Raw genomic sequence first — 25,075 nt, 5'->3', positions numbered from 1 at the left:
GAAGACGCCACCGGCACCGCCACGGCCGCCGGGGAGCCGCCGCGATGACCCGCCCTCCCGCTCCCACCCCTTCTCCCGTCCCCGCCCCCGGCCTCACCCGTCCCGTCCCGCTCGGGCGGCGCTCCCTGCTGTTCCTCTGCCTGGTCTCCGCGGTCGGTGTCGCCTCCTTCGGCTGGCCGCTGCTCGCCGCCCGCGAGTCCGACCTGGTCGGCCACTCCGCGGACGCGCCCTGGCTGTTCGCCCTGCTGATGCCGCTGCTGCTGGCCGTCCTGGTCGCGCAGCTCTCCGAGAACCGCGACGCCACCGGCGCCCCCGGCCTGGACGCCAAGGCCGTCGCCATGCTCGGCGTGCTCGCCGCGGCCGGTGCCGCGCTGCGGCCGCTCGGCGCGGGCACCGCCGGCCTGGAGCCGATGTTCTTCCTGATGGTGCTGGCCGGTCGCGCTCTCGGCCCGGGCTTCGGCTTCGTGCTGGGCGCGCTCACCATGTTCGCCTCCGCCCTGCTCACCGGCGGGGTCGGCCCCTGGCTGCCGTTCCAGATGCTCAGCATGGGCTGGGTCTGCCTCGGCGCCGGCCTGCTCCCGGGCGCCGCCCGCCTGCGCGGCCGCGCCGAACTGCTGATGCTCGCCGGCTACGGCGTCCTCGCCTCGGTCGGCTACGGCACCGTCATGAACCTCCAGGGCTGGCCCTACATCGGCGGCCTGGGCCTGTCGATCTCCTTCGTCCCCGGCGACCCGCTCCCCGCCAACCTGACCCGCTTCCTCCTCTACTGCCTCACCACCTCCCTCGGCTGGGACCTCTCCCGGGCCGCCCTCACCGCCGTCCTCTGCCTCACCGTCGGCGGCTCCCTGCTGCGCACCCTGCGCCGCGCCACCCGCCGGGCCGCCTTCCGTTAGCGCGGCGGCGGTGCCCGCCACGCCGCTCCCCCGGCCCGAGCGGCCCGCGTCCTCACCCTTCGCGGGCCACCACCCGCCCGGTGACCGCGTCGACGAACCCGACCTTCCCCGCGGCCCCGCTCTGCCCCGCCCCGACCAGGTTGACCGCCCAGCACGGCCGCCACTGCCCGTCCACCCGCTTGGCCAGCAGGAACGCGCTGTCCGCCCGCGTCCCCGGCGCGTCCGCCGCCGCCCGCTCCTTCGCCGCCTCCTCCGCGACCACCGGACGCGGCAGTGGGGGATCGGCGTCCCACCGCGCGGCGGACGCCATCACCCGGCCGGAGGTGGAGACCGTGACGTCGACCCGCATCGGCATCAGGACGCCGTCCGCGTTGTAGCGGCGGTAGGTGACCACGTACGCGCCGCCCTCGCCCCCGGTGGGGGCCAGCGTGGGGGTGACGCCCGAGACCAGTTCGGCGAACCAGACGGACGCGAAGTCGGCGCCCGCCTTCAGGACTTGCTCCCGGGACAGCGGCCCGGGGTCGATCTTGTGGTCGTCGGCGGCGCTCATCAGCAGGTGCCGGCTGGGCCACGCCAGCTGGAACTCGCCGCCGTAGGCGCTGACCCTGAGCACCGGCTGGGGCGAGCCGCCCGGGTCGGCCACCATCCCGAAGTAGTCGATCCGCGTGCCCGCGCCGAACAGCTTGGGTGCGATCTCGTCGATCGCGGCCAGCTGTTGGGACGAGTCGTCCGGGCCCGGCCTCCCGCTGAAACCGGTCTCGTCCCGGTAGAGCGGCACGTACAGCCACACCACGACCGCGACGGCCGCGAGACCGCTGCCGGCCGTGGTCAGGAAGTGCAGCCCGTCCCGGCGCACCGTCGACAGCTTGCGGCGCAGCAGCCACGCCCCCAGCACCCCGGCGACCGTGCCGATCAGCGCGCCGAGCGCGTTGTCGAGGAAGTCCGCGCTGTCGCAGGCCCGACCGGTCCCCAGCAGGGTCTGGCAGAGCTCCGTCGCGGCGGAGAGGACCACGCAGGACGCGAGGACGGTCAGCGGCCGCCGCAGCGCCAGCACCCCGAAGAAGGCCAGCGGCACGTACAGGGCGACGTTCATCAGCCCCTGCGTGCCGGTGACGGTGACCCACACCCCGGAGCCGATCGTGCAGTTCGCCGATCCCGACGAGGAGCCGGTCGGGGTCAGCGTGGCCGCCAACTCCCCGGCCAGCGACAGCCCGAGCAGCACCGCGACGACCGGCGGCCACTCGCGGCGCCGGGCCTGCCAGTAGGCGGCGGCGCCGAACAGCAGGCCGAGCGCGGCGAAGACGGGGAAGAGGTCGGGGACTGCGTGCAGAATCGCTTCGATCATCGGGCTTCCCGGATTAGGTGGTCGGCGGGGCGGGCCCGGGCCGACGGCCCGAACCCGCCCCGCCAGGACGGCGGTTCAGCCTCAGCAGGGGTGGTCCGGCGGGGTCAGGAACTCGCCCTGTCCGTCGACCTTCATCTTGCCGACGGCGCTGCAGTTCGCCGGCAGGGAGACGAAGCCCCAGCTGTAGCTCCGGGTCTCACCGGCGCTCTGGTAGAAGGCGCCCTCGTCCGGGTGGCTGTTGCCGCCCTCGTTGTAGAAGAACTGGAGGTGGATCTGGCCGCCCGAGTTCTTCTGGTACTGGATCGCCGTGATCGCCGAGTACTGGCTCTGGCCGTACCGCGCGCCGTTCTCGGACCAGAACGACAGGGTTCCGCTGCTCAGGTCCGTGTGGACGTAGGAGTTGCCGCCGGTCACGGTGCCGTCGTTGATCACCGCCGAGACCCCGGCGCCCTTCGGCATCCGGTCCTTCGGTGCCGCCGGGGCCGCGTGGGCCCCGACGGTGCCCGCCAGTGGTGCGAGTGCGAGCACCGCGGTGATTCCGAGCCGTACCATCCTCCTACGCACCCCGCTCGCCGGGGTTGCGGTCTTCGCCATGATGTCCTCCCAGGTGCATCGAAATGGCGGGGAGGGGGCTCCGCGTTGCCGCGCGGACCCCCCAGCCCTCGGACTTCCGGTCGGGCCGCCCCGCTCGGGTGCCGCCCGTCCGACCGGAAGCCTTCCGCACACCATCGAGCCGGACAAGGAACCCCGGGGGCGCCGATTCGTCCCCTTTCCTCCCGTAACGCCCGCCGGTCGACGTCACTCAGCGAAACGTTCCATCACTCCGAGCAGTGCCGATGCATCAGCTGTCACCGCCCGCTCGCCACGCAGCGTGACAACACGTTTGCGCAACGAATCCGCCGCACTCCCGGCGCCCCAAGCAGAAGGGCCGGCCCCCCGGGGGCCGGCCCTCACGTTCCGCTACTTCCTCACGCCTTCGGGCCGGTCTGCTGCACGACCTCGAACGACCACACCTGCGACCCGCTGGCCGCCGGACGCGGACGCTCGCCCCCGCCCCCGCCCTGGTGCGCGGCCTTCATCGGCCCCTCCATCCACGCCTGGAACGACTCCTCGTCCCGCCACCGCGTGTACACCAGGTACTGGTCCGTCCCCTCCACCGGCCGCAGCAGCTCGAACCACTCGAACCCGTCCGACCCCTCCACCGCCCCGGCCCGCGAGGCGAACCGCTGCTCCAGCACCTCCCGCTGCTCAGCGGGAACCGTCAGCACGTTGATCTTCACTACGCTCATGCCGCCCATCCTGCCTCACCTCACGCCCGCCGACCGGTCGGCATCAGGTGGTCGAACTCGCCGTTCAGCAGCAGCTCCCGCAGCAGCGCGAACTCGGCGCGGGTGGCGAACACCACGGCGTTCGGCTGCTCCACGTGCGCGATCGCCACGCCGTCCCGGCCCGACTCGGCCAGCACCAGGCCGTGCACCTCGCCGTCCTCGTCCATCCTCGTCGCCTCCCAGTGCAGCCCGAACACACCGGTGGGGTAGAACTCGACCAGACTCATCGCCACTCCTCGCTCGCCGCCGGCGCTCCGCCGACCTCCAACCACAGGTACGCCCGGCGCTCCGTCTTCCGGTGCCCGAACCGGTCCCCCCGCCCCAGCACGTCGAGCATGGCCCGCGTCAGCGCCTCGTCGTGCCGCCCGCGCACCCGCACCGAGACCTTCACCGCCCCGCCGCTCGTCCACGTCACCGAGGGCCGCTGCCCCGTCAACGCGTACAGCTCCCGGGCGTGCCCCCGGGCCACCGCCCGCTCGGTATGGCCCCTCGCCGTCGCATCCACCACGTGCCCCGCTCTCGCCGTTCTTCCGCTTTCCGACCTCAACTATCGGCCAGCAGAAGCCCGCTGACGACGAGTCACTCCATGACAGAAAACCCTGTCACCTGCGACGATGCCGCCCGGAACCCGCGCGCCCACCGTCCTTCCACCTCATGCCAGTTGTAGCTTTACGTCACCAAGCATCGACCTACGGTAGTACCGTGACGACTGGTCGGACTCCGGCCGGCACCTATGTCACCTGGGGAGATGCGCAATGGGGCGTAACAAGGTCGCGGACACGCACGGATCGGCGTTCTGCTCACCGGACTTCTTCGCCTCGGAACTCGTCCGGGCCCGCGAACGGGCCGGCCTCTCCCAGGGCGACCTGGCCAACCTGGTCCACTGCGACCGCTCGCTGGTCAGCCGGATCGAGGCCGCCGAACGGGTGCCCCAGCAGGACTTCGTCCGGGCCTGCGACAAGCTGCTGGACGCGGACGGCTTCCTGCTGCGGATCTGGGAGCGCGTCCCGTGGCGCCAGGGGGTCGAACACCCGGACTGGTTCCGGCGGTTCGCGGAGATGGAGGCGCGGGCGACCCTGGTGCGCGACTACCAAGTCTCGCGCGTCGCTGGCCTGTTGCAGACCCCCGAATACGCCAGGGCGCTGCTTGCCCAAGGAGACGCTGCGGGCAACGAACAGCTGATCGAGGAACGCGTGGCGGCCCGCATGAACCGGCAGAACCGCTTCTTCGAGGCGGACAAGGACGGGCCGACCCTGATCGTCGTCCTGCACGAGGCGGCGATCCGCACCGTGATCGGCGGTCCTGCGGTGATGGCCCGGCAGTTGGGGCGACTGCTGGAAGTGGCACGCCACCCGAACATCCTGCTCCAGATCGCCCCGTTCGACATGGGCGAGCACACGCCCTCCAGCGTGTCACAGACCCTGGTCACGCTGCCTGACGGGCAGGAGTGCGTCTACTCGCAGAGCCTCAACAGGGGGCACTTCATCAGCGAAAACGCCGAAGTCACCCGACTTGCCCGACGCTATGATCGGCTCCGAGCCCACGCCCTGTCAGCACCGGACTCCGCCCGCCTGATCCGCAGCATCATGGAAGGACTGTTGAACATGCTTCCCCAGCTCGACCTGGCCACCGCCTCCTGGTCCAAGAGCAGCTACAGCGACGAGAACGGCGGCAACTGCGTCGAGGCTTCCCGCACCTTCGCCACCACCGCCGGCATCGTCCCGGTCCGCGACAGCAAGGACCCCGAAGGCCCCGCCCTGCTCTTCCCCAGCACCACCTGGCAGACCTTCCTCACCGGCCTCAAGTCCGGTGACATCACCGCCTGACACCCCCGCACCCACCAGCACCCCGAGCCGAGGCCCCACGCGGTTTCGGCTCGGCGCCGTTTGCCCCTCCGCCCCGCCGGAAAGGCTGCGGGACATGACACCCCAGGTCGACCTCTCCGGCGCCCACTGGTCCAAGAGCAGCTACAGCGGCAACAACGGCGGCAACTGCGTCGAGGCCTCCCACACCTTCGCCACCACCGCCGGCATCGTCCCGGTCCGCGACAGCAAGGACCCCGAAGGCCCCGCCCTGCTCTTCCCCAACACCACCTGGCAGACCTTCCTCACCGGCCTCAAGTCCGGTGACATCACCGCCTGACACCCCTTCAGCCGTGTCCCCGCCGCTGCTCCGCGACCATCGTCCGGATCAGGGCCCTCCGGGCCTCGGTGGCGAGGTCAGGCCCGGCCGGGCTCCGATGGTGCCGTGCTGACGGGGCGTCACGCTGCTCCTGCCGCCACGGTCGAGAAGACCGCTGCCCGTGAACGGGCCACCGCAGGCGGGGCTCGCGCGGCGCCGGGTGGTTCATGCGACTGATTTCCCGGCCCGTCGTGCACCTGCCTCCCGGGTGCGCGGGCGTCGATGCGTGAGCGTGGGTCCGTCGCATACGCATCGACCGGTCGACGTTCCAGGGCTGCCCCGGCCGATCGGTCGGCACGGAGGGTTGGTTCGCCATGGTTCGGACGAGGTCGGGGATCCGGCGGAGACGGTGCGGGCCCTTCGTGGCCGCCCTGCTGGCGTGGGGGACGGTGCTGTCGGCCGCACCGCCGGTGGCCGCCGCCGAGGGGGTGCCGGAGGGCCGGGCGCCCGTGGTCGCGCCGCCCGCCGCACCCGCGCCCGCCCCCGCGTCGGCGGCCCCGGCGCCGTCGGCGGCCCCGCAGCCGGAACGGCGGGCCGGGGAGGTCGTCGACGTGACGACCAACGTGGCCGGGCCGACCAGCGGGTACGCGGGCCAGGAGTTCACCTACACGGTGACGATCGGCAACAACGCGCTGACCGCGGCCGACGGGGCGCCGTTCACCGTGACGCCGCCGCCGCCGCGACGCACGTGGCGGCGAGCTGTTCGGCCGCCGCCGGGGCGGCCTGTCCCGGCGCGCTGAGCGTGTCGGACGGCCAGGTCGCGGGCTCGGCGGTGAGCCTGCCGCACCTGGGGGTGCTGACGCTGACGGTGACCGGCCGGTTCGGCGCCCCCTCGGCGTCGTCGGTGACGGCGTCCTCGCACATCGACCCGCCGCCGGGGGCCACGGACTCGGACCCGAGCTCCAACGACAGTTCGGTCAGCACGACGGTGAACAACCAGATGAGCCTGCGGGTCACCAAGTCCCAGTCGGAGACCACGATCCTGCCGGGCCGGCCGAACACCTACACGGTGACGTTCGCCAACGAGGGCAGCGGCTGGGCGGACGGGGCGACGATCCGCGACTACCTCGCCTCGTCGCGGTCGCTGTACACCTCGTACGCCGTGCACATCGTGTCCTGCGACGGCACCGGCGGGGTGGACTGCCCGTCATTCATCAAGGACACCACGGCCACCAACAACACCATGGTCTTCTCCGGCGAGCTCGGGGCGTTCCCGCCCGGCGCCAAGCTGACGGTGGTGATGACGGTGGACCCGTCCGGCCCGGAGCCGGCCTGCTCGTCCGCGCCGAGCGCCGACGTCGTCGGCAACACCGCCAACGTCTTCGCGCCGAGCGGGGTGACCAACACCCTGCCCAACCAGGCGTACGTCTCGGCGACCGGCCTCACCCCGAGCCAGTGTCCGCGGACGAACGTCTCCGTCACCAAGACCCAGGCCAATGCGGTGATCCTGCCGGGGCAGCCCAACACGTACACGGTCACCTACACCAACAACGGCCCGCTCGCGGCGGACGGTTCGACCGTCCGCGACTACCTGAGCTCCGAGCAGAACATCTTCCGCTCGTACGCCGTGCACATCGTGTCCTGCGAGGGCACCGGCGGGGTGGACTGCCCGTCGTTCATCAAGGACACCACGGCCACCAACAGCACCATGGCCTACTCCGGCGAGCTCGGGGCGTTCCCGCCCGGCGCCAAGCTGACCGTCGTCATGACGGTCGACCCGTCCGGCACCCCCACCAACTGCAGCCGCAACCCGGTGGTCGACCGGGTCTTCAACACCGCGCAGGTGTTCACCCCCTCGCCGCTGGTCAACACCGGCACCAACACGGCGGGGACCACGGCGACCGGGCTGACGCCCGACCGGTGCCCGGAGACCAACATCTCCGTCACCAAGACGCAGGCCAACGCGGTGATCCTGCCGGGCAAGCCCAACACGTACACGGTCACCTACGAGAACAAGGGCCCGAACGCGGCGGACGGCGCGACCGTCCGCGACTACCTCAGCTCGTCGACGAACCTCTTCCGCTCGTACGCCGTGCACGTCGTCTCCTGCGACGGCACCGGCGGGGCGAGCTGCCCCTCGTTCATCAAGGACACCACGGCCACCAACAACACCATGGTCTACTCCGGCACGCTGGGCGCGTTCCCGCCCGGCGCCAAGCTGACCGTCGTGCTGACCGTCGACCCGGCCGACCCGACCCCGCTGGCGGCCTGCCCGAACAGCACCACGTCCGTCTACAACAACGCGGACTTCTTCGTCGCGTCGCCGCTGGTCAACACCGGCAACAACTCGGCCGGCACCGCGGCGACCGCCCCGTGCGCGGACATCGCGGTCAACAAGGCGGTGGAACCGGCCGCGGTGCGGGCCGGACAGGCCGTCACCTACACCGTCAAGGTCTCCAACGCCGCGCCGCAGACCGCGAAGTCGGTGGAGTTCGCCGACCCGCTGCCCCCGGTCACCGCCTTCGAGTACGGCTCGGCGAGCTGCACGGCGAACTCCGCCGCCTCGGTCTGCGGCCCGGTGGCGTTCGACCCGGTGACCCGCACCGTGACCTCCACGATCCCGCAGATCGGCGGCGGCCGGGACTACGTCACCATCACCGTCACCGGCACCGCCGGGCCCGTTCCCGGCACCCACCCCAACACCGCCACCGCCGGGTCCTCCACCGGCGCCGACGCGTTCCTCGACGCCGTCCCCGCCTCGAACGCGAGCACCGTCTCGCTCCAGGTCTTCAACACCGCCTCCACCGTCACCGTCACCAAGCGGCTCACCGGCCTGCCCGCCGGCGGCCTGCCCGCCCCGCTGACCTTCACCGGCACGGTCACCTGCGGCACCCAGCCGCCGCAGCCCTGGTCGGTGACCGTCCCGGCCGGGGCGAGCAGCGCCACCGCCGCCCCGCTCACCTTCTACGACGGCCAGCGGTGCGCCGTCACCGAGGACGCCCCCGCGCCCGCACCCGGCGGCCTGCACTACACCGGCCCGACGGTGGTCAACCCCGCCGTCATCGACGTGCTCGGGCCGCAGACCGACCACCAGGTCATCAGCTCCACCCCGCTGGGCGACAACGCCGACCTCACCCTCGCCAAGCAGGTCGACCGGCCGACCGCGACCGCCGGGGACACCGTCACCTACACGTACGAGGTCGCCAACACCGGCAGCGTCCCGGTCACCGGCCTGCGGATCGACGAAGGCTCCTTCACCGGCAGCGGCACCGCACCGGCCGCCGTCTGCCGCGCCACCGACCTCGCCCCCGCCGCCGTCACCACCTGCACGGCGACCTACACCGTCACCGCGCAGGACGTGAGCGCCGGAACGGTCACCAACACCGCGACCGCGACGGCCACCGCCGCCACCGGGCCCGACCCGGTGAGCAACCGGGCCACCGCCACCGTGCACGCCGTCACCGCGCCCGGCGTCGCGCTCGCCAAGAGCGTCTCCCCGGGCACCGTCGACCGGGCGGGCGCCGTGCTGTCCTACTCCTTCACCGTCACCAACACCGGCGGCGTCCCGCTCGTCGGCGTGCACGTCACCGAGACCGCGTTCACCGGCTCCGGTGGCGCACCCCTGGTCGACTGCCCGGCCGCCGCGCTCGACCTGGCCCCCGGCGGCTCCGTGACCTGCACGGCCCGCTACACCGCCACCCAGGCCGACATCGACGCCGGCGCGATCACCAACACCGCCACCGCCACCGGCCGCGCGCCCGCCGGCTTCGCCGACCCGGTCTCGGCCGAGGCCCGCGCCGACGTCACCGCGCCCGCCGCGCCCGCCCTCGCCCTGGCCAAGACCGCGGGCCCCGCCGACACGCCGCTGGTCGAAGGAGCCACGGTGACCTACCTGCTCGTCGCGACCAACACCGGCAACGTCACCCTCACCGGTCCCGGCGTCCAGGAGACCGCGTTCGACGGCCACGGCGACCGGCCCACCCTCCGCTGCCCGCCCGGAGCCGGCCCCCTCGCCCCGGGCGCCACCCTCGTCTGCACCGCCACCTACACCGTCACCGCGGCCGACGTCGACGCCGGCCGGATCAGCAACACGGCCGCCGCGAGCGCCACCGCCCCCGGCGACCGGATCGTGCGCGCCGAGGCCGCCACCGCCGTCTTCCCGGCCCGGGCCACCCCGGCCCTGACCCTGGTGAAGACCGCGGACCCGGCCGTCGTCCACCGGGCGGGCGACACCGTCCGCTACACCTTCACCGTCACCAACACCGGCAACACCGTCCTCACCGGAGTCGGCGTCCGGGAGGGCGCGTTCACCGGCCACGGCACCGCGCCGGCCCCCGACTGCCCGCCGGCCGACACCGCCCGGCTGCTCCCCGGCGCGAAGGCGACCTGCACCGCCGTCTACACCGTCACCGGGGACGACCTGCGGGAGGACCTGATCGCCAACACCGCCACCGCCACCGGCCGCGCGCCCGCCGGCGCGACCGTCACCTCGCCCGGCTCCACCGCCCGGGTGGCCGTCGAACCGACCGCCCCCGTCCCGCCCGCGGCCCCGCAGGCCCCGACCCCGCCGTCCCCGGCCCCGCAGGCCCCGACCGCGCCGACCGCCGCCCCGAGCGGACCCGGCCGCGAACTCGCGCACTCCGGCACGGCCACCGCCCCCGCGCTCGGGTACGCGGCGCTGACCCTGCTCACGGGGACGGCCCTGTTCCTGTCGGCACGGAGGAGGCGCGGCTGACCCACCGGAGGCCGTGAACCCGGAGGCCGTGGACCCGGAGGGCGCTCCCGCCGCGAAGGCGGGAGCGCCCTCCGGCGTGTGCTGCCGGGCGACCCCGGGGCGGCGGTCAGGCCGCACGGGTCAGGGCGCCGATCAGGCAGCCGAACGCGGCGGTGGAGGTGACGGCCCGGACCAGGTTCCAGCGGACCCAGGTGTCTTCGAACGCGGCGCGGACGGCGGCCGGGTCGGCGAGGGTGCGGGGGTCGCCGGCGGCGGCGAGCCTGTCGTTGAGCGGGACGTTGACCGCGCCGGTGATCACCAGCATCGCCAGGTACAGCACGGCGGCGGCGACGATCCACAGCAGAGCGGTGCGGTTGCCGCCGCCGCGCCACTGGAGCAGGCCCGCGGCGGCGATCAGCACCAGCGCGCCGAGGAAGCTGAGCATGAACCAGCCGTTCAGGATGGCCGTGTTGATCCGCTGCATGGTCTCGACGAAGACCCGGTCGTCGACCCTGGCCAGGCCCGGCATCACCGAGCAGGCGTAGGAGTAGAAGAGTCCGGCGCCGAGCCCGCTCAGGAGGACCGCGCCGACCAGCGTCACCGTGCGAAGAACTGCCATGTGCGGGGCCCCCGTTCGTGTCGTCATGACCTTCAGTCAACCCGCTCGGCGGAGCCGGATCCATGGCCCGGACGCTCGCCCGCATGCGCCTGCGTCCACCCTCGCGAAGGGCCTACCCTGGCGGGCGTGGACGCGCTCACCGCCCTGCTGACCGGCCCCCGGGCGAGCGGGGCCTTCCTGCTGCGCTCGGTGTTCGACCCGCCGTGGTCGCTGCGGATCGAGGACCGGGCGCCGCTGACGGTGCTGACCACGGTGCGCGGCACGGGCTGGGTCGTCCCGGACGGCGCGGAGCCGGTGCCGCTGCACCCCGGCGACCTGGTGATCGTCCGCGGCCCGGAGCCGTACACCGTCGCGGACGCGCCGGGAACGGCCCCGCAGGTGGTGATCCACCCGGGGCAGGTGTCGACCACCGTCGACGGCGAGCGGATGTGCGAGGAGCTCGACCAGGGCGTGCGCACCTGGGGCACCGGCCGGGACGCGGCGACGGTGCTGCTCAGCGGCACCTACCAGCTGCACGGCGAGGTCAGCGGGCGGCTGCTGCGGGCGCTGCCGCCGGTGCTGCGGCTGGACGCCGGGGAGTGGCGCTCCCCGCTGGTGGCGCTGCTGGAGGCGGAGATCGGCCGGGACGAGCCGGGCCAGGAGGCGGTGCTCGACCGGCTGCTGGACCTGCTGCTGATCTCCGCGCTGCGCTGCTGGTTCGCCCGGGACGAGGGCCGGGCCCCGGCCTGGTACCGGGCGCACGCCGACCCGCTGGTGAGCCGCGCCCTGGGCCTGCTGCACACCGACCCGGCCCGGGCCTGGACGGTGCGGGAGCTGGCGGCGGAGTGCGGGGCCTCCCGGGCCGCGCTGGCCAAGCGCTTCACCGACCTGGTCGGCGAGCCCCCGATGGCGTACCTGACCGGGTGGCGCCTGGCCCGGGCCGCCGACCTGCTGACCGAGCCGGACGCCACCCTGGCCGCCGTCGCCCGCCGGGTCGGCTACGGCAGCGGGTTCGCGCTGAGCGCCGCGTTCAAGCGGGTCCGGGGGATCAGCCCGCAGCGGTTCCGCGAACAGGGCGGCACCCCGGACGCCGGAGCGGACGCCGGAGCCCTCGACGACTGAGCGGACGGCCAGGCCCCGGTCCGGGGCGACCTGCGGGGGAAGCGGGCGGGACGGCCGTCCGCAACCGTCCCAAACGGTGCCGAACCGGACGGGAAGCGGGTCAGGGCCCGGGCGTCCCTGTCGCCCCGGGGATTGCTCCTGCATAATCACCCCCGTTCGATTCCGACCCGAGGAGGACCGGCCCATGCCGGCAGAGCCTTGCCCCCGCTGCGGTACCGCACGCACGGCCGGCGGCTGCGCCTGCGACGCCGTCTCCGCGACCGAGGAGACCGCGGTCCTCCCCCACCTGGAGGGCCCGCCGCTGGTCCGGCCGTACGTGGCCGGAACCTCCGTGGTGGAGGCCGGTGACCCGGCGGTCGACCCGTTCGCCACCCGGGTCGGCCCGTCCCCGGTGCAGCCGGTCGCCGCACCCCCGGCGGCCGCCGCGCCGATCGCCGTTCCCCCGGTGTCCGTGCCGACGACCGCCGCGCGGCCCCCCGCCGTGCAGCCGATCACCGGACCGCCCACCGCACCCCCGCCGCCCCCGCACCGGGCCCCGCACGTCCCGCAGTCCGCCAGCCCGTTCGGCCCGCCGCAGGCCGCCGGGCCCGCCGGGCAGCCGCACCCGGACGCCACCGCGACCCAACTGCTGCCGCCCGTCCCGCCGCAGGCCCCGCCCCGGGCCCCGCAGGGCGGACCCCAGGGCGCACCGGGCCGTTTCGTGCCGATCCCGCCGCCGGGGCCGGTCCAGGAGCCGCTGCCGGCCGTCGAGCAGACCATGCCGCTCACCCTGGGCCCGGTGCCGCCGCAGCCCGCCCCGGCCGGGTACCCGTCGGCGCCGCCGCCCTCCGGGGCCGAGGCGACCCAGCTGCTCGAACTCGGCGGCCACGACGCGCAGTACGGCGAGGACGGGCCCGGCGAGGAGGAGTGGTCCGGGACGCCCGGCACCGACCTCGGCATGTTCACCTTCCGCGAGGACGGCGCGGACGACCCGGTCAGCCGGGCCGACCGGCGCGAGCAGCGGCGGCAGAGCGCCGACCGCCGCCGACTGGTGATCGCGGGCGGTGCGGTCGGCGTGACCGCGCTGGGCGTGGCCCTGGCGATGCTGCTGTCCTCCGGCGGTCCGGCGAAGGTGGACGACGCGCTGCCCGCACCGAGCGGCCCGGCGGTGACCTCCCCGGCCGAGGTGACGCCGACCCCCGCCGAGCCCACCCCGGCCGCCGAAACCTCCGCCCCGGCCGAGCCGGCGGAGAGCGCCTCGCCAACCCGCAGCACGGCCCGCCCGACCCAGACGACCACCACCAAGGCCGCCGCCGCCCCGACCACCGAGGCCCCGCCCGCACCGAGCACCCCGGCCGCCCCGACCACCGAGAGCACGCCGCCCCCGCCGACCACCGGCAAGGTGCTGAAGTTCGGCGACACCGGCCCGGAGGTGACGCAGATGCAGCAGGCGCTGATGGCCTACCGGTGCAACCAGATCGGCGCGCTCACCATGGACCGCACCCGCAGCAACCAGCCGGGCTTCGGCGACTGGACGCGGCAGGTCCTGTCGGGCGTCCAGCGCGACCTGTTCGGCGACGGGAAGCCCCGGCAGTACCAGGACGGGGTCTACGACGCGGCCACCCAGACCGCCCTGGCCCAGACGCCGCAGGGCCGAAACTGCTGACCCTGCGCGCCCGGGTCCTCGCGCCCGACCGGAGGTGACCCGGCGTCAGCCGGTGACCGCCTTGAACAGGCTCCACGCCGCCAGCGCGATCATCGCCAGTGCGGCGACCCGTACGATGACCTTCATCGGCACGTGCCGGAGCAGCTTCTGCCCGCCGACGATGGCGACGCCGCCGACCGCGCACAGCGCCAGCCAGGCGCCCAGGCCGACGGCCAGCGGGTCGCTGTACTTGGCGGCGAGGTTGGCGGTCATGATCTGGGTGAGGTCGCCGAACTCGGCGACCGCGACGATGACGAAGCTGGTGCCGGCCACCTTCCAGAAGGAGTGGTTCGCGGGCTCCTTGCCCTCGGCGCCGTCGTCCTCCTCCTCCTTGTGCCACAGCAGCATGGCGGCGCCGCCGAGGAACAGCAGGCCGGTGATGCCCTCGACCCAGCGCTGCGGCAGCAGGGCGAGCAGGCTGCCGGCGGCCAGCGCCAGGCCGACCTGGAGGGCGAACGCGGCGGCGATGCCCGCGAAGACGTAGCCGGCCCGGTACTTGGTGCCGAGGACCAGGCTGGCCAGGGCGGTCTTGTCCGGGAGTTCGGCGAGGAAGATGATGCCGAACGTCAGCGCGGCGATGGTCAGACTGTTCATCGGTGGCGGGGGTTCTCTCCGTCTCGGGGCCGCCGCGCCCGGAGCCACCCGCAGCAGGGGACGCCTCGGCCCGGCAGCACTGGTTCATGGTCACAGCACTGCGGCCGAAGGTCTCGCCGACACCCCGCAGGGTGCCCCGGGCGCCGGGCTGTCCACGAGGGACGGGCCAGTATGTCGACGGTCCGGTGGAGGGCTACTCCCCTTCAACAACGGGCAGAGCCTACCGGACGCCGACGGCCGCCCCGACCAGCCCCCGGCCGACCAGTTCCAGCACCGCCGTCACCGCGACCGCCTCCACCGCGAGCAGCGCGACCAGCACGAACAGCTGCACCGCCCCGGCCTGCACGGGCGTCGCCCCGCCGAGCAGCATGCCGACGAACGCGCCGGGCAGGGTGACCAGGCCGACCGTGCGGGTCTGGTCGAGGGCGGGGACGAGGGAGGTCGCGGCGGCGGTCCGGCAGACCTCCAGCCGGGCGTCGCGGTCCTCGAAGCCCAGCGCGAGCGCGGCCTCCACCTCACCGTGCCGCAGCCGCAGCTCGTCCAGGGCCCGGCGTCCGGCCAGCGAGGTCGCGGTGAGCGCCCCGCCGATCAGGATGCCGGCCACCGGGATCACGGTGATGCCCTCGGCGGGCAGCAGCCCGGTCGCGGCGAGCAGCAGCAGGACGGGCAGCACCCCGGCGGCGATCGGCACCGCCGCCCACCCCCACTCCCAGCGCCCGGCGGCACCGGGCCCGGCGGCACCGCGCCCCTCCCGCCGCCCGCCCTCCCCCTCGCGCCGCCCGCCCTCGCCGATCCGCCGCCCGGCGGTGCGCACCGCGACGGCGAACATCAGCAGCACGAACAGCGCGGACGTCCACAGCGAGCGCACCACCCAGGCGATCACCAGGGCGACCAGGGCCAGTTGGACGGCCGCCCGCAGCCCGGCCCGCAGCACCGCCCGGCCGTGCCCGAGGCCGCCCCGGCCGGCGACCAGCGCGGCGACGGCCAGCAGCACGGCGCAGGCGGCGCCCAACGCCGGGGTGACCGGCAGGAGTTGGGCGCCGCCTGCGGCGACGTGACGGAAGGTCAAGGCGTCAGATCCAGCTGGTGAACCACATCCGGGTGTGCCAGTCGGACATCGGGATCACCTCCGCCGTGTACAGCGGGTAGAAGAACGCGAAGCACCCGATGACGGCGACCACGATCAGCCCGGCCCCGGCCGCGCCCCACCGGCGGCGGCTGGGCGTGCTGCCCTCCGGGCCGAGCATCGCGCCGAGCATCTGCGCGACGGCCAGGCACAGGAACGGCACCAGCACCACCATGTAGAAGGAGAAGACGGTGCGCTCCTGGTAGCGGAACCAGGGCAGGTAGACGGCGGCGACGGCGGCCAGGAGCGCGCCGGAGCGCCAGTCCCGGCGGAAGAACCAGCGGTAGAGCGCGTACGCCAGCGCGAAGCAGGCCGCCCACCACAGGACGGGGGTGCCCAGCGCGAGGATCTGGCTGGCGCAGCCCTCGGGCGCGGTGCAGCCCTTCTGCCCGTTCTGCACCTGCTCCCAGTACATCGAGACCGGGCGGCCCTGGACCAGCCAGCTCCACGGGTTCGACTGGTAGGTGTGCGGGGAGGTCAGGGTGGTGTTGAAGTGCCAGATCTCCGAGTGGTAGTGCCACAGGCTGCGCAGCGGCGCCGGCACCCAGCTGAAGGCCCCGGAGCGCCCGTCCGCCCAGTGCCGGTCGTAGCCGCCGTCGGTGGCCAGCCAGCCGGTCCAGGACAGCACGTAGGTGAGCAGCCCGGCCAGCGGCATCGACACGGCGGCGGGCCACAGGTCGCGCCGGAGCATCGACCGCCAGGGGTGCCGGGCCCCGGCGGCGCGCCGCCCGGCCTGGTCCCAGAGCAGGACGAGGACGGTGAACACGGCGAGCGCGGGCGCGCCGGTCCACTTGACGGCGCAGGCCGCGCCGAGCAGCACGCCGGCGGCCAGCCGCCAGGGGCGCAGGCCGAACCGGACCTCGTCGGCGGCCCGGCCGCCCTCGGCCCGGGCGGCGCGCAGCAGGTCCCGGGTGCGGTCGCGGTCGACCAGCAGGGCGCCGAACGCGCCGAGCACCAGGAACGCGGAGACGCCGTCCAGCAGGCCGACCCGGCTCATCACGAACTGCAGGCCGTCGACGGCCATCAGCAGCCCGGCGACGCAGCCGATCAGGGTGGAGCGGAACAGCCGCCGCCCGATCCGGGCCACCATCAGCACGCTGAGCGTGCCGAGCACGGCGACGGCGATCCGCCAGCCGAAGGGGTGCAGGCCCCAGAAGTGGGTGCCCAGGCCGATGATCCACTTGCCGAGCGGGGGGTGCGCGATGAACGCGGCGGCCTTGCCCGTCGGGATCACCTGGGGGTCGCCCAGGATCAGCTGGTTCGCGTTGTCCGGCCAGGCCGTCTCGTAGCCCGTGTGCCACAGCGCCCAGGCGTCCTTGGGGTAGTACGTCTCGTCGAAGACGAAGGCGTGCGGGTACCCCAGGTTCCACAGCCGCAGCACTCCGGCGAAGACGGCCACCGCCAGCGGGCCCCACCACCGGTACCTGTCCTTCGCCGGCGCGGCGCGCACCGTCTCCCGTTCCCGCTGCTGCCGCCGCTCCGTCACCGCCAGCGCCATACCCTCCCCGTTCGACCACAGTTGACGACTTGTCCGCAATGTCCGCATCCTAGCCTGCGGCCGCGAGCCCTCGCGGGCGGCGGACCAGGGTGCCCGGAGCATTCTCCCCCGCGCGCCCAGCGCCGTTACGGTTGACCCTCGACCAGGTCGAGGGACCAGGGTCAACCACGTGGAGAGCACCATGCGCAGCATCGGCGAAATGGCCCGGGCCAGCGGCCTGGGCGTCAGCGCCCTGCGGTTCTACGACGGCGCGGGCGTCTTCGCCCCCGCCGCCGTCGACCCGCACACCGGGTACCGCTGGTACGCCGACGAGCAGCTGCCGGACGCCCGCCTGCTGGCCCGGCTGCGCCGGGTCGGCCTGCCGCTGGCCGGGATCACCCGGGTGCTGACCGGCACCCCGGCCGAGGCCAGGGCCGAGCTGGACGCGCACCTGCGCCGCCTGGAGGACGGCCTGACCGACGCCCGCCGGGAGCTCTCCGCCGTCCGTGACCTGATCGACTCCCGGGAGCACCCCGTGCCGCAGACCCGCCTGACCGTCCCCGCCCCCGCCCTGGCCGCCGCCCTGGACGCGGTGCGCTTCGCCGCCCCCGCCGACGCCGCGCTGCCCGCCGTCGCCGGCGTCTTCCTGGACGCGGAGGACGGCGCGCTCCACCTGGTCGCCACCGACCGCTACCGGCTGGCCGTCGCCGACTGCCCCGCCACCCTGGACGGCCCGCCCGCCTCCGCCCTGCTCCCCACCGCCCTCGCGGACGCCGCCCGGGCCCTGCTCGCCGACGCCGAGGAGGCCGAACTCACCTTCGACGGCGCCCACTTCACCATCCGCGCGGCCGGCCGCACCCTCTCCGGCGAACCCGCCGAAGCCGACTTCCCCGACTACCGCCGCCTGCTCCGCCTGGAGCCCACCCACCGCATCACCCTGACCGCCGCCCAACTCCGCGCCCTCCCCGAGGAGACCGCCGACGGCACCCCCGCCACCGTCCTGACCGCCACCCCCGCCGACGCCCTCTCCGCCACCACCACCGACCTGCTGGTGCACGTCAACCGCGAGTACCTCCTCGAAGCCGCCGGCACCGCCGAGCAACTCGTCCTCGAACTCGGCGGCCCGATCGCCCCCCTCGCCATCCGCTTCCCCGCCCGCGCCGACACCTTCTCCCTCCTGATGCCGATCGCCCGCTAGGAGGCACATCCAGGGGCTCGGCGGAGCGCGCACTCAGGGGCTCGGGGAACGGCGAGCCCGTGGCTGCGGGCGGTTCACTGCCGTTGCGCGCGTGAGCTTCTGGTTCTGTTCACTACACGCAGCAGCACGAACCTTCGATGGGCTCCGGCCGTCAGCAGCATCGACCCGCCGTTCCCCGGGCCCCTGATGGTGCACGCCCGTCCGCCGGCTCAGGCCGCCGTCTGGAGCTCGCGCAGTTCGTGCTGCTGCACGGCCAGCACCCGGACGTTGTCCTGCGCGGGCGTGAGGTGCTCGCGCAGGCGAACGGCGAGGGCGACGATCAGCAGCGTGCACAGCGCCATCGCGGCGAGGTACAGCGGCCACGTCCCCGAGCCGACCAGGAGGACGCCGACGGCGGGGCCGACGGCGACGGCGATCTGCTTCACCAGGGCGTACCCGGCGTTGTAGGTGCCGAGCAGCCGGCTGGGGGCGAGGTCGGCGACGATCGGGCCCATGGTGGGGGCGAGCAGCGACTCGCCGACGCCGAACAGGGCGTAGACGGCGACGATCGCGACCGTCGCGGCCATCGTCTCGGTGCGGATCAGCCCGGCGACCACGGCCATGCCCCAGGCGGCCAGCCAGACCGCGCCGGCGGCGGCCATCGCGGTGGTGCGGCGGCGGCGCTCGGTGATCCGGACGACGAACATCTGCAGCAGCACGATGGTCAGCGCGTTGGCGCCGATGGCGAGGCCGAGGGTGGAGGGCGCGGTGCCGACGGTGTCGGTGGCGAACGCGGCGACGCCGGACTCGAACTGCCCGTAGCAGGTGAAGAAGATCAGTCCGGCGAGGACGCACAGCCGCAGCATCGCCTTGTCGGCGACCATCGCCCGCAGCCCGCCGCCCTTCGCCGGGCCGCCGGCCGCAGCGCTGCCGCCCGCCGCCCCGGCCGGGTCCGGTTCGACGACCGCCGGAGGCATCTTCGCGGTGCCGGTGACGGCGGCCAGGCCGAGGAAGGTCACCGCCTCGATGGTGAACAGCCTGGTCAGGCTGGCCGGGTCGGCGGTGTCGACGATCTGGCCGCCGACCAGGGCGCCGATGCCCATGCCGAGGTTGACCAGGGTGAACTGGAGCGCGAAGGCGCGGGAGCGCTCGGTGCGCCCGGTGCAGCGGACGATCATCGTGGCGAGCGCGGGCTGGCAGGTGGTGACGCCCGCACCGAACAGGAAGGAGGAGAGCAGCAGCCCGGGCGTGCTCGCGGCCTGCCCGAAGGCGAACGCGCCGACGGCGGCCAGCACGGTGCCGGCCAGCAGCACCGGGCGCGGCCCGTACCGGTCGATGCCGCGGCCGGTGAACGGCAGCACGGCCAGCGCGGCGAGCGCGAACACGGTGAACACCGCGCCCGCCGCCGCGGAGCCGAGGCCGCGCACCTGGTCCACGTACACGAACATGTACGGCAGGGTGAACCCGCTGCCGAACGCGCTGAGCGCGTTGCCGATCTGGACGCGGCGCAGTCGGCCGCCCCACTCCTTCACTGCACACCCCTCTTCACCTGCGTCGGGCCGGACCCCTCGGTCCGGCCTTTACTCCGTAAGATTTCAGACCTAAAGTCTTACCATCCGAAGCTTAAGGCGTCAAAGGCTTAACGGCTGCACCCTGCGTGGAACAATGAACGCATGAGCGCACGCAGAGCGGAGCCCCCGACCGCCGCCGAGCTCGGCATCGCCGAGCAGGTGGCCGTCTACCAGCGGGAATTCCCCACCGTGGACCCGCAGGTGGAGACCATCGTCTCCACCCTGTCCCGGCTCGCCCGCCGGATGAACGTGGCGTACGGCCGCCAGCTGGCCACCCTCGGCATCACCTCCGCCGAGTGGGAGGTGCTCAAGGCCCTGGTGTTCGCCGGCGCCCCCTACCAGCTGGGCCCGGGCGAGCTGGCCAAGCGGCTCGGCCTGACCCCGGCCGCGATGACCCACCGGATCGACCGGATGGTCGCCGAGGGCCTGGTCACCCGGGAGCGCGACGAGGCCAACCGGGTCCGGGTGATCATCGAGCTGACCGCCGAGGGCCGCGACAAGTGGCTGGAGCTGATGCGGATGGCCGCCGTCTTCGAGGCCGACCTGCTCCAGGACGTGGCGGCCGGGACCCGCCCCGAGCTGGCCGCCACGCTGACCCGGATGCTGCGCCGGATCGAGGAGACCCAGCCGGACGCGCTCGGCCGCACCGACGACCTGACCTGCTGACCGGCCGCACCGGCCGTAGCGCCCGCACCGCCCGCACCGCCCGGGAAAAGCGAACGAGGGGCGCGGGGAGATCTCTCTCCTCGCGCCCCTCGCGGGGTTGATCAGTCGATCAGCGGTGCCGGGTGATCAGGTGATCAGCAGGCGCCGTTGTCGGTCCAGGCGCCCCAGGCGCCGCTCAGGCTCGGGTCCTCGTTGGTGGTCCACCACTTGTTGGTGTAGTAGTGGCCCTTCCAGGAGACCTTGGTCGGGGTCGCGTAGACGGTCGCGGCGCTCCAGCTCGGGGCACCGGCGCAGGCGCCGGTCGAGGCGGAGGAGGACGCGGAGGCGGAGGCCGAGGCCGACGCGGAGGCCGAGGCGGAGGCGGAGGCCGACGCGGACGGGCTGGCCGACTGCGAGGCGGAGGCCGAGGCAGACGGGGTGGCCGAGCCGGTCGGGGCGGCCGGGCAGGAGGCGGCGGAGCCGTTGGTGGCGGTCACCGTCTTGTCGAACAGCGCGGTCTGGGTGCCCAGGTCGTACATGGAGAACATGAACGAGCCGCCGAGGCCGTTGCAGTGCGCGTAGTCGAGCTTGGCCTGGATGGACTGGGCGTTCTCGCCGGACCAGAAGGTGGTGCCGTCGTAGAAGTACGCGGTCTTGGCGATGTCGTCCCAGTAGGTGTACGCCGGGTTGTCGACGAAGCCGTTGAGCTCCTTGTACATCTTGATGCCGGCGACGCCGCCGGAGTAGGTGCCGCCGGGGGCCGGGGCGGACGCCTTCTGGAACAGGCCGTGGGTGGTGCCGGCCGAGACGCCGGTCCAGCCGCGGTAGTAGAACGGGATGCCGACGTTGATCTTCTTCGCCGGGAAGCCGCCGGGGATGCCGTACTGCGGGTCACCCACGGTGTAGGCCTTGACCGCCGCGTCCACCGAGTACTTGCCGTTGCCACCCGGGACCGGGTTCATCGGGTCGTTCGGGTTGGTGTAGATCGGGGCCTGGTGGTTGGTCGGGCCCTGGGCCTCCCAACCGCCGTGCATGTCGTACGTCATGATGTCCAGGAAGGTCAGGTACTGGCCGATCTTGTCGGTCTCGACCTGCTTGATCTTGTCCTGGCCGGCGCCGACCGCGGCCGCGAGGCCGTAGGTCTTGCCGTCGGTCTTGCCCTGGGCGTCCAGCTGGCTGCGGAACTCGGCGAGCAGAGCGGTGAAGTTCTGCTTGTCGTTGGGGGAGGCGTGGTTGCCGGTGTGGCCGTTGCCGCCCGGGTACTCCCAGTCCAGGTCGAAGCCGTCGAAGATGCCGGCGCCGGTGCCCGGGCCGCCGTAGCCGCCCTCGGAGGGCAGGTTGCCCTTGATGAACATGTCGATGCAGGAGGACACCAGCTTCTTGCGGGAAGCGTCGGTGGCCGCGGCGTCGGAGAAGTACTTCGAGTAGGTCCAGCCGCCGATCGACATCAGAACCTTGAGGTTCGGGTTCTTCGCCTTCAGCTTCTTCAGCTGGTTGAAGTTGCCGACGATCGGCTGGTTCCAGGTGTCGCCCACGCCGTCGACCGAGATGTCGGCGCCGAAGCTCTTCTGGTAGTCGGCGAACGAGTCACCCGCGCCGTCACCCGCGTTGGGGTCGTCCTCGTTCTGCGACGCGGCCTTGTTGGCCTCGAAACAGGAGAGGGTGGTCGGGTTGATGTTCGCGAAGTCGTAGATGATGTAGTCGAGCTTCCCGGCGGCGCCCGTGTCCTGCATCGTCTTGAGGTAGTACGCGTTCGAGTAGATCGACCACTGGTCGAAGTACGCGACCTTGATGCCACCGCTGGTGGCCGCGGCGCCGGTCGAGTTGGTCGGGGCCGCCTGGGCGGTCCCGCCGGTCAGCGCCAGGGTGCCGCCGAGCAGCAGGGAAGCCGCGGTGCCGGCCGCGAGCGCGGCCCAGCTCTTCGGCCGCCGCCGCGAGGGCGACTGGGGGGAAACGGAACGAAGCATGGCTGCGTGACTCCTGGTTGTGGGGGTCCTGTCAAGACCGGGCACGAACCGTGCGAGGTGGGGTCACACGGCCTGGGCATGACAGGGGAATCGAGCTTTGGCCTGCACAAACACCAGGTGCGGGTAAGCCGAACCGGCGCCGGTGGTCTAAACCACCGGCGCCGGCCCAGGGGCTCCCTGCACCTGCCAAGTAAAATGGACTAGACCAACTCGGCCGTCAAGAGCGGGATCTGACGCTTACGCCACGCTTAAGGTTCGGTGTCCGGTCAGTACCGCAGCGCATTCGCCACCACGGGCGTCACACTGCCCTCCAACGAACGGTTGCTCTCCGCCGTGGCCTGCGCGGACGCGCCCGCGGCCACCTCCGGGACGTTCACCACCACCGCGTCGAGCAGGTTTCCCGACCCGTCCTCGAAGTTGACCTGAATCGTGTACTTGCCGGAGTCGGAACCGTGGTTGGTGACCGTCAGCGGAACCGACAGCTTCCCGTCCGAGCCGGTGGTGGCCGTCCCCAGCGCCACGTCGTCCTTGGCGTCCAGCCCGCCCTTCACGCTCGCCAGCGCCGAGGACGCGGCGGCCTGCGCCGAGGCGCCCAGCGAGGAGGCCGCCGAGCCGAGCGCCGCGGTGGCCGAGGAGGCCGCCGAGGCCACCGCCGACTTGGCGCCCTCCAGCGCCGAGGACGCTGCCGGGGACGGCGAACCGTCCGAGGAGCAGCCGGCCAGCACCGCGCCGCCCAGCAGGACGGCCGCCGTCCACCCGGCGGCGGTCCGCATCGATCGCTTCGTCAACGGATGATCCCTTCGGTTGCGAACGCCCGGCGGGCGTACGGGGGTTCAGGAGGCCCGGCCGGCCGGGGGCCGGCGGGTCGGGGGGCCCGGCCGGTCAGGAGAGCCCGCTGCCCTCCTCGCGGGCCGCGTCGTCCGCGGCCCGGGCCTCCCGGCGGCGCACCTCGTCCTGGCGGCTGGTCAGCACCGCCGCCGCGCCCACCGCGCTGGCCGCGAACGCCAGCGCCCCCACCCAGGGGCGGGCCAGCCGGTGGCGCAGCGCGGCGTCCAGCGAGTAGCGGCCCGCCCCGGCCACGCCCAGGGCCAGCCCGCAGGCGCCCAGCAGGGCCGGGTACTCGTAGCCGCCGCCGTGCGCGAAGAAGCCCGCCGGGGCGTGCACCGAGATCGCGCCCGCCATCGTCCCGGCGATGATCGACCCGGCCGCGGGGGTGGCCAGGCCGACCGCGAGCAGCGCGCCGCCGCCCGCCTCGCCCAGCCCGGCCGCGTACGCGCTGCGCTCGCCCGGGACGAAGCCCATGTGCTCCATGGCCTGCGCGGTGCCCTCCGGCCCGGCGCCGCCGAACCAGCCGAACAGCTTCTGCGTCCCGTGCGCGAACAGGACGCCGCCGACGGCGGCGCGCAGCGCCAGCAGCCCGAGATCCTTGCGGTGCAGACAGGTCATGATGTGGCCCCTGGTGTGGAAGAGAAGAGTTAGGGCCATCCCAACGCGCGCACCGGCCCCGTTCGACCCGGCGGAGCCATCCGGGCGACGCGCACCCACCGACAGGAGTCCCCCGTGCCGACCCCGCCCCAGCCGCCCGAGTACGTCCTGCCCGGCGAGCGGATCACCGACGAGCCCGCGCTCTGGACCGAGCTGGGCCGCGCCGTGGCCGCCCCCGACGGCTACTACGGCGGCAACCTGGACGCGCTGGCCGACTGCCTGCGCGGCGGCTTCGGCCCCGAGCCGCCGTTCGTGCTGGTCTGGCGGCGGGCGACGGACTCCGCCCGGGCGCTCACCCGCCGGGTGACCGGGCCGGACGCGCGGGAGGTCTCCTACTTCGACGCGGTCCTCGACGTGCTGCGCCAGGGTGGCGTCACGGTTCGGCTGCGCTGACGGCCCATCATGGGCGCATGTCGGCGATCACCTTGAGCACCGTCTTCGTCACCTTCTTCGCCGTGGTCGGCCCGCCGAAGGTGCTGCTCGCCTTCGCGCAGCTCAGCCAGACCCGCGCCCCGGCCGAACTGCGCAAGCTCACCCTGGTCTCCTCGCTGGTCGCGGCCGTGGTCGGCCTGGTGCTGGCCTACAGCGCGGACTTCATGGCCGCGCTGTTCCACATCTCCGACCAGTCGCTGCAGCTCGCCGGCGGGGTGATCTTCTTCATCTACGCGGTCGCCCTGGTACTGGGCGTCCACCTCGGCGGTTCCAAGGAGGACGCCCACCTCGCCAACCCCCTCGCCGACGGCATCCGCGAACTGCTGCTGCCGTACGTGGCCAGCCCGCTGGCGATCACCGCCCTGCTGGTCGAGTCGCTGACCCGGGACACCCTGGGCTGGCACTCCACGGTCGCCGCCATGTACGTCGCGGTGATCGCGGTGGACTGCCTGTGCGTGCTGCTGCTCGCCCCCCTGCTACGGGCCAGCCGGCGCACCTCCCTGGAGGTGCTGTCCCGCCTGCTGGGCCTGCTCCTGGCCGCGGTCGGCGTCGAGATGTTCCTGTACGGCCTGGAGAGCCTGGGCGTCCACCTGGCCGAGTCCCAGAACGGCTACTGACCCCCGCCCCGCGCCCTCCACGCCCGCCCGGCCCAGGAGCTCAGCGGGCGCCACGACCACCCCCCGTGCCCTCGACGCCCGCCCCGGCCCAGGCACTGAGCGGGCGCCACGACCATCCCCCGGCCCCTCCCCGGCCCGCCGCCAGGCGACCTCCCCCCCACCATCCCCAGCCCGCCGCC

At 73.8% G+C, this 25,075-nt stretch carries 24 protein-coding genes; 11 read left to right on the top strand and 13 right to left on the bottom strand.

What is annotated here, in order from left to right; translation table 11 throughout:
* Positions 1-44: 44 nt before the first annotated feature.
* Positions 45-893 carry an ECF transporter S component gene (locus ABD345_RS29435; RefSeq protein ID WP_344556454.1) on the top strand — a complete coding sequence of 283 codons (849 nt, stop codon included), beginning with the start codon at positions 45-47 and terminating at the stop codon, positions 891-893.
* 52 nt (positions 894-945) lie between these two features.
* Here the strand turns inward: ABD345_RS29435 and ABD345_RS29430 are convergent, their stop codons facing one another.
* From ABD345_RS29430 to ABD345_RS29410, 5 genes are all read right to left on the bottom strand, one after another.
* A complete protein-coding gene (locus ABD345_RS29430; protein ID WP_344556452.1) occupies positions 946-2,238 on the bottom strand; it encodes a VanZ family protein in 1,293 nt (430 codons plus the stop codon).
* An 81-nt stretch (positions 2,239-2,319) separates the two neighbouring features.
* Positions 2,320-2,832 (bottom strand): hypothetical protein, encoded by a 513-nt coding sequence (locus ABD345_RS29425; RefSeq protein ID WP_344556450.1) that lies wholly within the window; start codon positions 2,830-2,832, stop codon positions 2,320-2,322.
* 374 nt (positions 2,833-3,206) lie between these two features.
* Positions 3,207-3,527 (bottom strand): antibiotic biosynthesis monooxygenase family protein, encoded by a 321-nt coding sequence (locus ABD345_RS29420; RefSeq protein WP_176187587.1) that lies wholly within the window; start codon positions 3,525-3,527, stop codon positions 3,207-3,209.
* Positions 3,528-3,547: 20 nt separating this feature from the next.
* On the bottom strand, positions 3,548-3,793 hold the full coding sequence (locus tag ABD345_RS29415; RefSeq protein WP_344556446.1) for a hypothetical protein: 246 nt from the start codon (positions 3,791-3,793) through the stop codon (positions 3,548-3,550).
* On the bottom strand, positions 3,790-4,035 hold the full coding sequence (locus ABD345_RS29410; protein WP_344556444.1) for a hypothetical protein: 246 nt from the start codon (positions 4,033-4,035) through the stop codon (positions 3,790-3,792). Before ABD345_RS29410 ends, ABD345_RS29415 begins: the two co-directional genes overlap by 4 nt.
* A 286-nt stretch (positions 4,036-4,321) precedes the next feature.
* Here ABD345_RS29410 and ABD345_RS29405 point away from each other — a divergent pair, with 286 nt between their 5' ends.
* The 4 genes from ABD345_RS29405 (at position 4,322) to ABD345_RS29390 (ending at position 10,422) form a co-directional block, all read left to right on the top strand.
* Positions 4,322-5,392 (top strand): helix-turn-helix domain-containing protein, encoded by a 1,071-nt coding sequence (locus ABD345_RS29405; protein WP_344556442.1) that lies wholly within the window; start codon positions 4,322-4,324, stop codon positions 5,390-5,392.
* Between the two features lie 94 nt (positions 5,393-5,486).
* Positions 5,487-5,708 carry a DUF397 domain-containing protein gene (locus ABD345_RS29400; protein WP_344556440.1) on the top strand — a complete coding sequence of 74 codons (222 nt, stop codon included), beginning with the start codon at positions 5,487-5,489 and terminating at the stop codon, positions 5,706-5,708.
* Positions 5,709-6,109: 401 nt separating this feature from the next.
* Positions 6,110-6,487, top strand: coding sequence for a hypothetical protein (locus ABD345_RS29395; protein WP_344556438.1), 378 nt, complete (start codon positions 6,110-6,112; stop codon positions 6,485-6,487).
* A 2-nt stretch (positions 6,488-6,489) separates the two neighbouring features.
* Entirely contained in the window at positions 6,490-10,422 is a 3,933-nt protein-coding gene (locus ABD345_RS29390) for a DUF7507 domain-containing protein (RefSeq protein ID WP_344556436.1), read from the top strand.
* Positions 10,423-10,528: 106 nt separating this feature from the next.
* Here ABD345_RS29390 and ABD345_RS29385 read toward each other — a convergent pair whose 3' ends face one another.
* Positions 10,529-11,047 (bottom strand): anthrone oxygenase family protein, encoded by a 519-nt coding sequence (locus ABD345_RS29385; protein ID WP_344556434.1) that lies wholly within the window; start codon positions 11,045-11,047, stop codon positions 10,529-10,531.
* A gap of 99 nt (positions 11,048-11,146) precedes the next feature.
* Between ABD345_RS29385 and ABD345_RS29380 the strand changes: the two genes are divergently transcribed.
* Both ABD345_RS29380 and ABD345_RS29375 read left to right on the top strand, forming a co-directional pair.
* Entirely contained in the window at positions 11,147-12,121 is a 975-nt protein-coding gene (locus ABD345_RS29380; RefSeq protein WP_344556432.1) for an AraC family transcriptional regulator, read from the top strand.
* 184 nt (positions 12,122-12,305) lie between these two features.
* Complete coding sequence (locus ABD345_RS29375) at positions 12,306-13,766, top strand: hypothetical protein (protein WP_344556431.1); 1,461 nt, start codon at positions 12,306-12,308, stop codon at positions 13,764-13,766.
* 45 nt (positions 13,767-13,811) lie between these two features.
* On the opposite strand, the gene ABD345_RS29370 is transcribed toward ABD345_RS29375, so the two are convergent.
* From ABD345_RS29370 to ABD345_RS29360, 3 genes are all read right to left on the bottom strand, one after another.
* Positions 13,812-14,399 (bottom strand): TMEM165/GDT1 family protein, encoded by a 588-nt coding sequence (locus ABD345_RS29370; protein WP_344556430.1) that lies wholly within the window; start codon positions 14,397-14,399, stop codon positions 13,812-13,814.
* A 220-nt stretch (positions 14,400-14,619) separates the two neighbouring features.
* Entirely contained in the window at positions 14,620-15,468 is an 849-nt protein-coding gene (locus ABD345_RS29365; RefSeq protein ID WP_344556428.1) for an ABC transporter permease, read from the bottom strand.
* A gap of 4 nt (positions 15,469-15,472) precedes the next feature.
* On the bottom strand, positions 15,473-17,023 hold the full coding sequence (locus ABD345_RS29360) for a dolichyl-phosphate-mannose--protein mannosyltransferase (RefSeq protein ID WP_344556426.1): 1,551 nt from the start codon (positions 17,021-17,023) through the stop codon (positions 15,473-15,475).
* 169 nt (positions 17,024-17,192) lie between these two features.
* Between ABD345_RS29360 and ABD345_RS29355 the strand changes: the two genes are divergently transcribed.
* A complete protein-coding gene (locus tag ABD345_RS29355) occupies positions 17,193-18,200 on the top strand; it encodes a DNA polymerase III subunit beta family protein (protein WP_344556424.1) in 1,008 nt (335 codons plus the stop codon).
* A 209-nt stretch (positions 18,201-18,409) separates the two neighbouring features.
* Here the strand turns inward: ABD345_RS29355 and ABD345_RS29350 are convergent, their stop codons facing one another.
* Positions 18,410-19,711, bottom strand: coding sequence for an MFS transporter (locus ABD345_RS29350; RefSeq protein WP_344556422.1), 1,302 nt, complete (start codon positions 19,709-19,711; stop codon positions 18,410-18,412).
* Between the two features lie 141 nt (positions 19,712-19,852).
* On the opposite strand from ABD345_RS29350, the gene ABD345_RS29345 reads away from it, so the two are divergent.
* Positions 19,853-20,416 (top strand): MarR family winged helix-turn-helix transcriptional regulator, encoded by a 564-nt coding sequence (locus ABD345_RS29345; RefSeq protein WP_344556420.1) that lies wholly within the window; start codon positions 19,853-19,855, stop codon positions 20,414-20,416.
* Positions 20,417-20,550: 134 nt separating this feature from the next.
* Here the strand turns inward: ABD345_RS29345 and ABD345_RS29340 are convergent, their stop codons facing one another.
* The 3 genes from ABD345_RS29340 to ABD345_RS29330 form a co-directional block, all read right to left on the bottom strand.
* Positions 20,551-22,362 (bottom strand): glycosyl hydrolase family 18 protein, encoded by a 1,812-nt coding sequence (locus tag ABD345_RS29340; protein WP_344556418.1) that lies wholly within the window; start codon positions 22,360-22,362, stop codon positions 20,551-20,553.
* A 266-nt stretch (positions 22,363-22,628) separates the two neighbouring features.
* Positions 22,629-23,150: a hypothetical protein gene (locus tag ABD345_RS29335; protein WP_344556416.1), complete on the bottom strand. Its 522-nt coding sequence runs from the start codon at positions 23,148-23,150 to the stop codon at positions 22,629-22,631.
* Between the two features lie 94 nt (positions 23,151-23,244).
* Positions 23,245-23,808, bottom strand: a complete 564-nt coding sequence (locus tag ABD345_RS29330; protein ID WP_344556414.1) for a DoxX family protein — start codon at positions 23,806-23,808, stop codon at positions 23,245-23,247.
* A 114-nt stretch (positions 23,809-23,922) separates the two neighbouring features.
* Here ABD345_RS29330 and ABD345_RS29325 point away from each other — a divergent pair, with 114 nt between their 5' ends.
* Complete coding sequence (locus ABD345_RS29325) at positions 23,923-24,240, top strand: barstar family protein (RefSeq protein ID WP_344556412.1); 318 nt, start codon at positions 23,923-23,925, stop codon at positions 24,238-24,240.
* 17 nt (positions 24,241-24,257) lie between these two features.
* Positions 24,258-24,896: a MarC family protein gene (locus ABD345_RS29320; protein ID WP_344556410.1), complete on the top strand. Its 639-nt coding sequence runs from the start codon at positions 24,258-24,260 to the stop codon at positions 24,894-24,896.
* The last annotated feature ends 179 nt before the right edge of the window (positions 24,897-25,075 follow it).

Source organism: Kitasatospora saccharophila (assembly GCF_039529925.1).
Lineage (GTDB): Bacteria > Actinomycetota > Actinomycetes > Streptomycetales > Streptomycetaceae > Kitasatospora > Kitasatospora saccharophila.
This window is presented reverse-complemented; position numbering and strand designations above follow the sequence as displayed.